At 47.1% G+C, this 13,624-nt stretch carries 10 protein-coding genes; 8 read left to right on the top strand and 2 right to left on the bottom strand.

Annotated features, from left to right (window positions below):
- Positions 1–78: 78 nt before the first annotated feature.
- Entirely contained in the window at positions 79–420 is a 342-nt protein-coding gene (gene erpA / locus PUN32_RS07155) for an iron-sulfur cluster insertion protein ErpA (RefSeq protein ID WP_274722437.1), read from the bottom strand.
- A 278-nt stretch (positions 421–698) separates the two neighbouring features.
- Between erpA and hemL the strand changes: the two genes are divergently transcribed.
- A complete protein-coding gene (hemL, locus tag PUN32_RS07150) occupies positions 699–1,991 on the top strand; it encodes a glutamate-1-semialdehyde 2,1-aminomutase (protein WP_166013585.1) in 1,293 nt (430 codons plus the stop codon).
- A 113-nt stretch (positions 1,992–2,104) separates the two neighbouring features.
- Here hemL and PUN32_RS07145 read toward each other — a convergent pair whose 3' ends face one another.
- A complete protein-coding gene (locus tag PUN32_RS07145; protein WP_274722436.1) occupies positions 2,105–2,260 on the bottom strand; it encodes a hypothetical protein in 156 nt (51 codons plus the stop codon).
- A 35-nt stretch (positions 2,261–2,295) separates the two neighbouring features.
- Between PUN32_RS07145 and PUN32_RS07140 the strand changes: the two genes are divergently transcribed.
- The 7 genes from PUN32_RS07140 (at position 2,296) to PUN32_RS07110 (ending at position 13,612) form a co-directional block, all read left to right on the top strand.
- Positions 2,296–3,381 carry an AI-2E family transporter gene (locus PUN32_RS07140; RefSeq protein ID WP_274722435.1) on the top strand — a complete coding sequence of 362 codons (1,086 nt, stop codon included), beginning with the start codon at positions 2,296–2,298 and terminating at the stop codon, positions 3,379–3,381.
- Between the two features lie 73 nt (positions 3,382–3,454).
- On the top strand, positions 3,455–4,477 hold the full coding sequence (gene rsmC, locus PUN32_RS07135; RefSeq protein WP_274722434.1) for a 16S rRNA (guanine(1207)-N(2))-methyltransferase RsmC: 1,023 nt from the start codon (positions 3,455–3,457) through the stop codon (positions 4,475–4,477).
- Positions 4,478–4,685: 208 nt separating this feature from the next.
- On the top strand, positions 4,686–8,078 hold the full coding sequence (locus tag PUN32_RS07130) for a response regulator (protein WP_274722433.1): 3,393 nt from the start codon (positions 4,686–4,688) through the stop codon (positions 8,076–8,078).
- A 677-nt stretch (positions 8,079–8,755) separates the two neighbouring features.
- The gene (locus PUN32_RS07125; protein WP_274722432.1) at positions 8,756–10,426 is read left to right on the top strand and encodes an ABC transporter substrate-binding protein; all 1,671 of its coding nucleotides are present in this window, start codon (positions 8,756–8,758) and stop codon (positions 10,424–10,426) included.
- Between the two features lie 185 nt (positions 10,427–10,611).
- Entirely contained in the window at positions 10,612–11,598 is a 987-nt protein-coding gene (locus PUN32_RS07120; RefSeq protein ID WP_274722431.1) for an ABC transporter permease, read from the top strand.
- Between the two features lie 2 nt (positions 11,599–11,600).
- Positions 11,601–12,626, top strand: coding sequence for an ABC transporter permease (locus PUN32_RS07115; RefSeq protein ID WP_274722430.1), 1,026 nt, complete (start codon positions 11,601–11,603; stop codon positions 12,624–12,626).
- A 2-nt stretch (positions 12,627–12,628) separates the two neighbouring features.
- Positions 12,629–13,612 (top strand): ABC transporter ATP-binding protein, encoded by a 984-nt coding sequence (locus PUN32_RS07110; protein WP_274722429.1) that lies wholly within the window; start codon positions 12,629–12,631, stop codon positions 13,610–13,612.
- The last annotated feature ends 12 nt before the right edge of the window (positions 13,613–13,624 follow it).

Here is a 13,624-nt window from a genome sequence, read left to right as displayed (position 1 = left end):
TCGATAAAAAGAGGGCCAGTCAAAACACGACTGGCCCTCTTCGTTGTTAGTCATATTGAGGCTCGATAGCGCGCACAATTAAACGCTAAATGATGCACCACAGCCACAGGTAGTGGTGGCATTTGGGTTATTGACGAAAAATCTCGACCCTTCCAGCCCTTCAGTATAGTCAACCACCCCACCAATCAAATACTGCAAACTCATCGGATCAACCACCAAGATCACACCACTGTTATCAATCGTGGTATCGCCTTCATTGATCGTTTCATCAAAAGTAAAACCGTACTGGAAACCGCTACAACCGCCACCAGTAATGTAAACACGCAGCATTAGCGATGGATTTTCTTCTTCAGCAATCAATGCCTTGACCCGGCTTGCTGCCGCGTCAGAAAAGGATAATGGAATAGTAACTTCGCTCACGATGACCTCTCATTCGTGCAACGTGCCACGCTAACCCGTCAAGGGTGCGCCACACATCTCATAGTAATAATGGCGCGATTATCTAATACCTGAGTTAAGCGTTCAAGTATTAGCCTTAATCGAAATGGATTTGCTGACGGAAATCGCTGCATGACAAGTAGACTTGCGATGATTGATCGACAACTTCGGTAAAAATGTAGCGAAAATATTTCACCCTATGGAGCATAGGCGTACAATGCCCCCCAAATTGGTCCTATTGATCATAAGAGGAAAATAACATGACCAAATCCGCCGAGTTATATCAAAAGGCACAAACCACCATTCCTGGCGGAGTAAACTCGCCAGTGCGTGCCTTTAACGGAGTTGGTGGTTCGCCAATTTTCATTGAACGAGCTGACGGCGCGCTGATTTTTGATGCCGATGGCAAAGCCTATATTGATTATGTTGGTTCATGGGGACCGATGATCCTTGGCCATAACCATGCCGCGATCCGTGATGCGGTGATGCAAGCGGCGCAGCGCGGTTTAAGTTTTGGCGCACCAACCGCCATGGAAATCACCATGGCAGAATTAGTCTCTGAGTTAGTGCCATCGATGGAACAACTGCGCATGGTTAACTCAGGTACGGAAGCGACCATGAGTGCGATTCGCCTCGCGCGGGGTTACACCGGCCGCGACAAAATCATCAAGTTTGAAGGTTGTTACCACGGCCATGCCGATAGCTTATTAGTCAAAGCCGGATCTGGTGCGCTGACCTTGGGTCAACCAAGCTCTCCCGGTGTTCCAGAAGATTTTGCTAAGCATACTTTAACCGCTCGTTTTAACGATTTAGACTCCGTACGCCAGCTTTTCGCCGCCAATCCCGGTGAAATCGCCTGTATTATTGTTGAGCCTGTAGCGGGTAATATGAACTGTATCCCACCTGTGGAAGGTTTCCATCAAGGGCTGCGCGAGATTTGTGACCAACACGGCGCACTACTGATTTTTGATGAAGTAATGACTGGTTTTCGCGTGGCACTAGGCGGTGCGCAGGCTTATTACAACATCAAGCCCGACTTAACCACATTAGGTAAAGTGATTGGTGGCGGAATGCCCGTCGGTGCGTTTGGTGGTCGACGTGAAATCATGCAGTACATTGCGCCAACGGGCCCGGTTTACCAAGCTGGAACCCTATCGGGTAACCCGATTGCGATGGCCGCTGGTTATGCGTGCCTTAATCTGCTGCGTGAAGAAGGCAATGAAAAACGCCTCGCTGAAATCACCAAACAACTGGCGGATGGTTTCAAATCACTGGCTGATCAACACGGCATTCCGCTGTTAGTCCATCAAGTCGGTGGCATGTTTGGCTTCTTCTTTACCGAGCAGAAGCAAGTAACCTGCTATGAAGACGTGGCCCGTTGCGATGTGGAACGTTTCAAACGCTTCTTCCATTTGATGTTAGAGCATGGCGTTTACCTCGCCCCTTCTGCCTTTGAAGCAAGCTTTACCTCATTGGCACATGGCAGCAGAGAAATTGCCGCTACGCTGGAAGCAGCCGATCGCAGCTTTGCAATCCTAGCCGCGCAGGCTTAAGCCATACACCATAGATGGCTAAATCTATAAATAACTGTAGATAACCCGCTATAGATAACTAAGGCAGCCGATCGGCTGCCTTTTTATCGATTCGTGATACGGGTAAGCCAACTTTACTGCCAGTAATACAGGCTCAGCAGCACTAAAACACCAATCACCAAAGCCAGCCACGGAATTGACTTACGTTTTGCCGACTTGTCACTACACTCATTGTTATCACAACAGCCCATATCCACCTCTCGATTGCTAAGCAGCGCGATTGGCCTCATTATAGCCTTAACACTCCTTTAAGCGGACAACTTCTGTGTCACAAAAAATCCCATTAACCTCCCGTCATCGTGTATTAGTGGTGGCACTGCTGGCGGCAGCTCTCGCTTGTTACTGGCTGGTTGAACCTTATATCAATTCGATTGTGATGGCGTTCATCCTCTCTTTATTGATGTTTCCAATCCATAGCTGGTTTGAGGGGAAGTTGCGCTCACACCCCAATCTTGCCGCGCTGTTATCTTGTATTGTGCTGACCGTAATTGTGGTGATCCCGCTCGGTTTTATTTTTGGCGCGCTGGTACAACAAGGATCGAAATTTTCGCAAAACCTTTACACTTGGGTCTCGCATGGCGGTATTCAGGAGTTATTCAATCACCCATGGGTGGTTAAAGGGCTCGATTTAATCAATCAATATTTGCCCTTTGAAGAGATTAGCTCGCAACAAATCGCGCAGCGAATTGGCCAATTTGCTACTGCATTTGGTAGTAATTTGGTGAGTATTAGCGCCAAAATTGTCGGGGATACCACCAGCTTTATCATGAGTTTTTTCCTGATGCTGTTTGTGCTGTTTTTCTTGCTGCGTGACCACGATCAGATCATCAGTGCTATCCGTCATATCTTGCCACTATCACGCAGCCAAGAAGATCGCTTACTGACAGAAATTGAAAATGTCTCTAAATCGGCGGTAATGGGCTCGTTTTTAACCGCGATCGCCCAAGGCTTAGCCGGTGGATTGGGCATGTGGCTCGCCGGATTTCCCGGACTATTTTGGGGTACCATGATGGGCTTCGCCTCTTTCATTCCCGTGATCGGTACTGCGTTAATCTGGATCCCAGCCACACTGTATTTGTTGTTAACTGGCGACACTAACTGGGGAATTTTCCTTACCATATGGTGCGTGATCATAGTGGGTTCAATTGATAATTTGCTGCGCCCTTTATTAATGCAAGGCAGTGCCGGCATGAATACGCTGATGATCTTTTTCTCCCTGCTTGGCGGACTCCAGTTATTTGGTTTGATTGGCTTAATTTATGGTCCACTGATCTTTGCCATCACCATAGTGCTGTTTAATCTTTACGAAGAAGAGTTTCGTAGCTTTTTGGATCAACAAGACAACAGTTGATCCAAAGTTAACACTTCATTCAGCGGGCTGAGTGTGCGAAAATCGGCCCCCTTTTTCTGCTCTAGAGCGTGCCATGCAACCTTATACCGCCCCAAGTGAAATTGCCCTTCGTCAACTCGACTATTTTGCCGATAAGCATGTGTTGGTTGCCGGTGAAGTAGAAGATCTGTTTCCACTCCAACTGCGTGAACATTGTGCTTCAGTTGCGGTGTTCACAACGCATTACGGCTATTTTTCACAACTTGAGCAGCACGCTGCCATCGACTGTTATTTTGGTGAACAGCTCACTGATGAGGTCAAGGCTGATTTAATTTTGCTCTATTGGCCGAAAGCCAAGCAAGAAGCGGAATATCTGCTGGCGATGTTGCTGGCTAAACTCGGCACCGGCACCGAAATTATCGTGGTCGGTGAAAATCGCTCTGGGGTCAAAAGCATTGAAAAAATGTTCGCCGCTTACGGCCCGATCCACAAATACGATTCGGCACGTCGCTGCTCATTTTATTGGGGACAATGCGTTAATACTCCGGCCGCCTTTAAGCTCGAGCAATGGTTTAAATCTTATACCGTTCACTATCAAGGGCACGAGCTGACGATTCGCAGCCTACCAGGAGTGTTTAGCCATGGTGAATTTGACCTTGGTAGTCGACTGTTGCTAGATACCTTACCAGCGTTAAGTGGCAAAGTGATTGATGTTGGCTGCGGGGCTGGTGTATTAGGCTGCGTCATGGCCACTCTCAACCCAGCAATTGAGCTGGAGATGACCGATATCAGCGCACTGGCGATTCGCTCTAGTCAAGAAACGCTGCGCGCCAACCAGCTACACGGCAAGGTCTATCCCTCTGATATGCTTTCTAATGCGGGCTGTGATTACCAAGCGATTGTCACCAATCCGCCTTTCCACTCCGGCTTGCAAACCAGTTATGGCGCGACTGAACAGTTGTTGGCACACTCGGTCAATCACCTCGCCAATCAAGGCTCACTGTGGGTGGTCGCCAACAGCTTTTTAAAATATCCACCAATCATTGAACAAGCCTTTGGCCAGTGTGATATTGCAGCCAAAACCAGCAAATTTACCATCTATCACGCAAAAAAATAACGTCGCCTATTTTGCCGTTTTTGACGAAAAGTTCGCCTAAAAACGGCCTTACTCTGGCCTTTTTTGTGCCTATCCCCACGCTTTAGCTTGGACTTACTTGTCAAAGTAAAAAAACTCGTTAATTTCGTTACTTTCATTGTTTCTTATCATCCACTCACTCATGGCTGACCAACGCCATTGAGTTTGACCAAGAAGTAACGTCTTAATTATGTTTAGGTTCTATCGAAAACAAAAATTCAAGCGCCTACAGAATACGCTGATGGCCGCGTTTCTGACACTGAGCATCATTCCACTGACGATTACCGCGCTGTTTTTCCTGCGTTCACACAGTCAAGATCTCGAACAGCAAAGTACCTCTTACCTTGTTTCAGTACGAGATACTAAACAGCAACAAGTGATTGATTACATGTTGGCGAAAGAGTCGGAAGTGATGGGCTTTGTGCGCTCTGAGCTCGCCTACGCCAGTGGCGGGCGTTTTTATGGTCTGGTCAATGCATTTCAACGCTTAGACATCACGATTGAAGGGGCGCGTGAACATGCCCAACAGCGCTATATCCCTGGCTCTGGCGATCAGATCAAAACCTCAGTACTACCACAGTCGAGCGCCTATGTAGGCAGTGAACGTTACCGCCTACTGCATAAGCGTTATCACTGGGCATATTTGGAGTTACTTAAACGTTCCGATTTTGATGATATTTTGTTGGTCGATATTGACGGTAACGTGGTCTATTCAATCTACAAACACGATAACTTTGGTACCAACTTACTCACCGGAAAAGACCAAGCCACCCTACTTGGCCAAACTTTTAAACGCCTCGAACAAATGGTCAGTGAACAGCGCCAAGCCAATGAAGATTTCACTCCGGTGGTGATCTCTGATTTTGAACCACAAAATGGTCAACAGTACGCTTGGCTAGGTGCGCCTATCATCCAGCAAGGCTACCTGCACAGTTATGCGATGTTCCGCCTACCGAGTAATGCGATTACTAAATTGATTGCCGACGGCAATAACCACCCAACAATGCAAACTATCTTAGTCGGTCAAGATCATCGATCTCGAACCCTGACTACGGCGGATATGGCGGTTGAAAAAAGTAAGCAAGTGGTCGATTTAGCCTTATCAGGACAACGCTCAGTTGGCACTTATACCAACACCGAGGGAGCAAATGTTATTGCTGCCTATACACCCATTAATCTGAAAAATATTCACTGGGCACTCGTGGTTGAGTTGCCAGAAAAAGAAGCGTTTGCTGGTATACGCCAGCTAGAAAAATTGTTTGTGTTAGCGATGCTGACCGCAATTGTATTAGTGATTATCGCGTCGCATTACCTGTCAAACTTCATTACTTCGCCATTATTGAAACTAACCTGGGCGGCAGAACGCGTCTCGGCCGGCGATTTGGATGAAGCGATGATCAACACCGAACGTAAAGATGAAATTGGCCGTTTAGCGGTCAGTTTTGAACGGATGCAACGTTCGATCCGTGACAAAATCACCCTGATCAAAGCACAAAATAAAGAGCTGGAAAGCAATCTGCTGATCATTCGTAAACAAAATGATGAGCTACAACTGGCTAACAAGCTGAAAGATGAATTTCTTGCCACCACCTCACACGAGTTACGCACCCCGTTACATGGCATGATCGGCATTGCCGAGGCGTTAGTGTCTGGTGCCAATGGCCCATTAACGGCAGCACATAAATATCAGCTTGATATCATTATTAGTAGTGGCCAGCGCTTAGCAACCCTAGTCGATGATCTGCTTGATTATCATAAAATGCGCTATGGCGCGTTAGACATTCAACGATGTGCCGTCGATTTGTCGAGATCCACTCGCTTAGTACTTGAACTCTCGCATCATTTACTCGGCAAAAAAACCTTACGGATCATCAACCAAGTGCCAGATCAACCAGTCTGGGTGTCCGTCGACCCCCAACGCTTAGAGCAAGTTCTGTACAACTTGATTGGTAATGCAATTAAGTACACTTCCGAAGGCAAAATTGTCATTTCGACCACCTGTATGGAAGATAAGGTACGTGTACAAGTGGTGGATACCGGGCAAGGCATTCCAGCCGATCAACTTGAGCAGATTTTCGAACCCCTGACCCAAGCCGGTCAAGACGCCAGTCGCTACCGCCAAGGTGCAGGCTTAGGATTATCGATCAGCCGCCAGTTGATCGAGCTAATGGATGGCACCTTGTATGTTAGCAGTCAACCAATGGTCGGAACCACTTTCAGCTTTACCCTGCCATTAGCCACTCAAGCTGAGATCGAACAAGCGGACGTTATAGAACTGTCGCACTTCCAAGCCCCTGATCTGGTTGACCCAGAGCTACCAGAGCAGAGTTCATTACCGGAAAATGAACATGGGCCACTGCTGCTGGTCGCTGATGATGAACCTGTCAATCTAAGAGTATTAGACAGTTTTTTACGTCTTGAAGGTTATCGAGTGCATACCGTCCAAGATGGACACCAAGTACTGGATGCGGTACAAGCTGAAAAACCAGAGCTGGTATTGCTCGACATCATGATGCCAGGGATGAGTGGCTATCAAGTTTGTGAAAAATTAAGACAAGACTACGATCATGCCGAGTTGCCAATCATCATGCTCACCGCACTCAACCAGCCTGATGATCGAGTGCGTGGCTTTGATGCTGGTGCAAATGACTACTTATGTAAACCGTTTAATAAGCAAGAGCTCGCGGCGCGAATTATGGCTCATCTGACCGCCAGTAAGGCCGAGTTACGCCGGATTGAAAATGCACAGTTACAACAAGAGCTCAAGCATCGAGCTATGGTCGAAGCCAGTTTACTGGAAACTCAAGGACGCTTATTGGAACAGCTCGAATCGGCTCCCGAAGCAATTTTATGTGTCAATGAAGAACATAAAGTACGTTTTGCCAATGAAGCGGCCGCTCGCCTATTTAGACGCACGCCAGAGCAGCTTAAACGCTCAAATGCTGAAGAATTGATCGCCCCTAAATACCTCTCGATTGATCAAGAGCATTACTGCGGTAACATTGATGTTTATGTTGAAGATGTACGCCAACACCTCTCGGCCGATGTGCTGCGCTTACCACAAGGTTCCGGCCTGCAAGCGATGTACATTTTTAATGTCGGTGGCAGTATCAACGCCGCGCGGATCTACAATTTAGAGACTGCAGTAGAGGCGCTGTCTAGCTATGCCTTTGAGGGAGATAAAGACAAACTGCAAAAACTCAAAGAGCTCGGTGGCGAGTTTACTCGGCTCGCCGACAAAGCGACTGGTGAGTATCAATCGAAACAAGATTTGATGCGCGCAGTATTAGTCGAAGCGATGACCAGTGCGCTCAATTATTGGGAGAGAGTTTCTGGGCAAAGCAAATTCACCTTTGCTGAACAAAGCGGTTTATGGCGTGTCTATCTTGACCGTAGTACCTTACAAACTCGCACCTTGGATAAATACCTACGTATCGAAACCCTACCAAGAACACCACGTTGGAGAACCGTACTCAACTCGCTGGATTACATCTTAGAACACTGCAAAGAATCAGGTCCGGAACGGGCTCATATTGAAATGCAGCGCGATAAGTTACAAAAGCTGCTCACCAGCAGCGATTAATCAGCCGATATCATTTCAACCCACCACATGGTGGGTTTTTTTTATCAGCAATTATCGAGCCGTAGGCCAACAGGCTAAGGTTGGAAATGACTCTAAATGCTATATTTGCCACTTACTTTACATCACAAAAAAACGTAACAATCACGGCCCTCACCCTCACCAAAACGACGAAAAAAACACGCAAGCCATCGCTCAGCTAAGGGGGAGCATTGCTCTTTGTTTGAGATTGCGAAGGGGGTCACAACAATTCGCCAGAATTAATTTCATCGGTTAAATTAACGGAACATCGGGCTAGTGAGCAAGATCTCGTTAATAAAAAAACCACTCAAACGCTAATATTTAAAAAGAATACAACAGAAGTAATCACTAACTAACAACAGTAACCCGTTTGGCTTTTGCGACGCGAATCACCCAACAAATTTTGCATAAAAAACACTCACCACAAGGCATATTGACGTTAATAACGTGACAAGCAATGCTTTTGACGTTTTTAACGGGAAATCGAATTGATAAATTTCTTGGTAAGGTGTTTTCTTACTCCTGCCAAAGGCCTACAGGCCACTCATTTACCCCCTCCCTCCGACGGGGCATCATCATGAGGTAGGTCTTGGAGAGTGTTTATCAATTGATAACATTCCATCCATTAGTGAAATGAAAGCAACTAGTAAGGAACAGCTATGCTTGCCAATATTAAAAAAACCGCACTAGCCGCAGCAGTAATCGCAGCAGCAACCAGTGTTTCAGCTCCAGCCTTTGCTCGTAGTGAGCTAACTATCGTGCCAGATTTCTACCCTACAATGGTACGTAACTTTAACCCGTACCTAGCGACTAACCTGCGTACCACTACAGATTTCATCTATGAGCCACTGGTGGTCTTTAATGAAATGAAAGGTAACACTCCAGTCTTCCGTTTAGCGGAAAACTTAAAAATGTCTGATGACTTGATGAGTGTCACCTTTGATATCCGTAAAGGGGTTAAGTGGTCTGATGGTGAAGCTTTCACCGCTGACGATGTGGTGTATTCTTTCAATTTGTTGAAAGCAAAACCTGAACTGGATCAACGTGGTATCAACAAGTGGGTTACTAAAGTTGAGAAAGTAAACGAGTACCAAGTGCGCTTTAGCCTGTCGGAAGCAAACTCTAACGTACCTTATGAAATTTCATTGATCCCTATCGTTGCTGAGCACGTATGGAAAGATGTTAAAGATCCAACCACTTTCACCAATGAAAACCCAGTGGGCACTGGTCCTTTCACCGTGATCGATACCTTCACCCCACAGCTGTACATTCAATGTCGTAACCCGAACTACTGGGATAACGCTAACCTAGAGGTTGACTGTCTGCGTGTACCACAAATCGCAAACAACGACCAATTATTGGGCAAAATCGTAAACTCTGAACTGGATTGGACCTCTTCATTCATTCCAGATATCGATCGCACTTATGCGGCAGCGAATCCTAATCACCACTACTGGTATCCAGCAGCGGGTACTCAGTCGTTCATGGTGAACTTCAAAAACCCAGATCCTGCGAAGAAAGAAGCTTTGACTAACGTAGACTTCCGTCGTGCGTTCTCAATGGCGCTTGACCGTCAAACCATCATTGACATCGCTTTCTACGGCAGCGGTACTGTCAATGACTTCGCATCAGGTCTAGGCTATGCATTCGAAGCATGGTCTGATGAAGCGACCCACAAAAAATATAAAGGCTTCAACACCTATGACGTTGAAGGCTCTAAAAAACTGTTAGCAAAAGCGGGCTTCAAAGATGTCAATGGTGACGGTTTCGTAGAAACTCCATCTGGCAAATCTTTCGAACTGCTGATCCAATCACCTAACGGCTGGACTGACTTTAATAACACAGTGCAACTAGCCGTTGAACAGCTCCAAGAAGTGGGTATCAAAGCGCGTGCTCGTACACCAGAATTTGCGGTTTATAACCAAGCAATGCTGGATGGTACTTACGATGTGGCGTACACCAACTACTTCCACGGTGCTGATCCACACACTTACTGGAATAGCGGCTACAACTCAGCTCTGCAATCTGGTGACGGTATGCCTCGTTTCGCGATGCACTACTTCGCAGATAAGAAACTCGACAGCTTGCTCGACAGTTTCTACAAAACTGCAGACAAAAATGAGCAGCTAGCTATTGCACACGGTATTCAGAAGATTATTGCTGAAAATCAAGTAACTATCCCAGTAATGTCTGGTGCGTGGATGTACCAATACAACACCACTCGCTTTACTGGTTGGTGGAGTGAAGAAAATCCACAGGGCCGTCCAAGCATTTGGGCTGGTATCCCAGAGCGTCTACTGCATGTACTGGATCTGAAACCAGTTAAGTAATACACGTTCATTTCTTGCGGCGCACGCTGTGCGCCGCCTATCTAAATCCCCTTTGGTTGTTAAGCTAATTGGCTGCTAAGCAAACATATGGCGCTCGTCGTCAGGGGATTTCTCGCTCTCAAATTCGCTAGGGGCGAGACCTGAAACCAGAGACAGGACAAAACTGGGTGAGTAAGGTGTAAGTTATGGGTTACTTTTTAAGACGATTGTCGTTCTATTTTGCCGCGTTGCTGGTTGCAGCAACATTAAACTTTATTATTCCTCGTGCCATGCCGGGTGATCCGGTAACTATGATGTTTGCTCATGCCACAGCACAAGTGACACCTGAGCGCATCGAAGCCATGAAACAACTTTTAGGCTTTGTTGATGGCCCTTGGTATGTTCAGTATGTGACATACATCAAAAGCATCTTGACTTGGGAACTGGGTACTTCGATCAAATTTTACCCATTAAGTGTCAATGAGTTACTGGGTGGTGCATTTGGTTGGTCGCTGTTCCTTGCTGGTACGGCGGTGATCATCTCTTTCTCTATCGGTTCGGTGCTCGGTATCTTTGCCGCATGGAAACGAGGCAGCAGTTATGACACCTTCATCACACCAGGTACCTTGGTTATTCAAGCCGTGCCACAAGTGGTTATCGCTATGCTGGCGATGTTTACCTTCGCGATAGGTTTACGCTGGTTCCCAACCGGCTACGCCTACACTCCGGGCACCATACCCGATTGGACTAACTGGGCATTTATTAAAGATGTCGGCTATCACGCGGTATTGCCACTGGTCTGTGCTTCAATTGTGCAAATCGGCGGTTTCTTAGTCAACATGCGTAACAACATGATTAACCTGCTCGCAGAAGACTACATCACTATGGCGAAAGGCAAAGGCTTAAGCGAAAACCGCGTGGTATTCAACTACGCCGCACGTAACGCGCTACTGCCAAGTGTGACCGCCCTTTCCATGTCACTCGGTATGGCGATTGGTGGTCAGTTGATTATTGAAATCATCTTTAACTACCCAGGCTTAGGTACTGTACTGTTTAACGCCATTACGGCTCGTGACTATCAAGTTTTACAAGGCCAGCTACTTATCATGACCCTGTTCATGCTGTTCTTTAACCTACTGGCTGACATGTTATACGTTGTTCTAGACCCTCGCTTACGCAAGGGAGGTAAATAATCATGAAAGCACTTTGGAAACTCTTACGTGGCAACCGCATGGCGATGATTGGTGTCACCATCTTAAGCATGTTCCTGTTTATCGCACTAGCGGCCCCAGTTATCACCTCTTTTGCGCCAGATAAACGCACCGGTAATCCTCATGAGTACCCTGCGTTTGTAGTCAAAGCTGCACAAGCTAATCCCGATGGTTGGATAGCAGAAAACTTAGCCACCGATCGTCGTACGCTGGCCATATCTAAAAAAGCAGATCACGTGCTAGGCACCACTCGCATGGGGCGCGATGTTTGGTCACAAGTCGCCTATGGGGCTCGTGTATCACTCGCGGTCGGTTTTGGCGCGGGGATCACGGTGTGTTTCTTAGCCACTGTAATCGGCATTTCCGCTGGATATTTTGGTGGGAAAATCGATGACTTCCTAACCGCCGCGATGAACATCATGCTGGTGATCCCACAATACCCGCTGCTGTTTGTATTAGCCGCCTTTATCGGCGAGGCGGGACCGCTAACTATTGCGTTAATTATTGGCTGTACCTCCTGGGCGTGGGGCGCACGGGTCGTACGGTCACAGACCATGGCACTGCGTGAAAAAGAGTTCGTAAAAGCCGCAGAAGTACTCGGTGAATCGTCATGGCGCATTATCTTCATTGAAATTCTACCTAACCTAATTTCAATTGTTGGCGCTAGTTTTATCGGCTCGGTGATGTACGCGATCATGATGGAAGCCACCATCTCCTTCTTAGGACTGGGCGATCCTAACACCATCAGTTGGGGCATCATGCTTTACAACGTACAAACCTCATCGTCGATGCTGATTGGCGCTTGGTGGGAACTGCTTGCTCCTTGTATCTCTTTAACCCTGCTGGTAACTGGCCTAGCGCTGCTCAACTTTGCGGTTGATGAAATTGCCAACCCACAATTGCGTTCACACAAAGGTATGAAGCGTTGGAAAAATCTGGCTAAGCAAGACAAAAAAGCCCGTCAACCAGACCTAGCACAACAAAATGCACTTTGTAGCGGAGATCAATAATCATGACTGCACCATTAATCTCAATCCGCAACTTATGCGTCGACTACATTACCGATGCGGGTGATGTACGAGCTTGTAACAATGTCAGCTTTGATTTAGCCCCAGGCGAAGTATTTGGTCTGGCTGGTGAATCTGGCTGTGGTAAATCAACCGTCGCCTTCTCGCTGATGCGCCTGCATAAGCCGCCCGCATTTATCACCGGTGGTGAGGTGATCTTCAACGGTGAAGATATCCTCAAATACAGCGATGAACGGATGCAATCCTTCCGCTGGAAAGAAATGTCGATGGTGTTTCAAAGCGCAATGAATGCACTCAACCCAGTGCTGACCATGGAAGAGCAATTTTGCGATGTGATCATGCGTCACACCAACATGACACGTGAACAAGCAAAACGGCGCGCAGAAGGTCTGTTAGAGATCGTCGATATCCATCCCAGCCGACTCAATGACTATCCGCACCAGTTTTCGGGCGGTATGCGACAACGCTTGGTGATTGCTATTGCTCTCGCGCTCAATCCGAAAATGATCATTATGGATGAGCCGACCACCGCTTTAGATGTGGTGGTACAGCGTGAAATTCTGCAAAAAATATATGCGTTAAAAGAAGAATTTGGTTTCTCTATCTTATTTATTACTCATGACTTGTCACTGATGGTCGAGTTCTCTGACCGCATCGGCATCATGTACTCAGGTGAATTGATTGAAGTTGCGCCTTCAAAACAGATTCTGGAAAGCCCTTTCCATCCTTACACCAAAGGTCTTGGTAGCTCTTTTCCACCGTTAACCGGACCCAAAACCAAGCTCACAGGGATCCCTGGCAACCCACTCAACCTGCTGGAAATTCCACAAGGTTGCCGTTTCCAAGCTCGCTGTGACCGAGTTCATGAGGCTTGCACTAAGATACCGACCGCACTGCGTCAAATTGAGCATGGCCGTTTTTCTAATTGCCATCTCTACGCCCAACCGAATGCGACCATCAAAGCTTAAGGCGCAAGGTTA

The organism is Vibrio chanodichtyis, assembly GCF_028863985.1.
Lineage (GTDB): Bacteria > Pseudomonadota > Gammaproteobacteria > Enterobacterales > Vibrionaceae > Vibrio > Vibrio chanodichtyis.
This window is presented reverse-complemented; position numbering and strand designations above follow the sequence as displayed.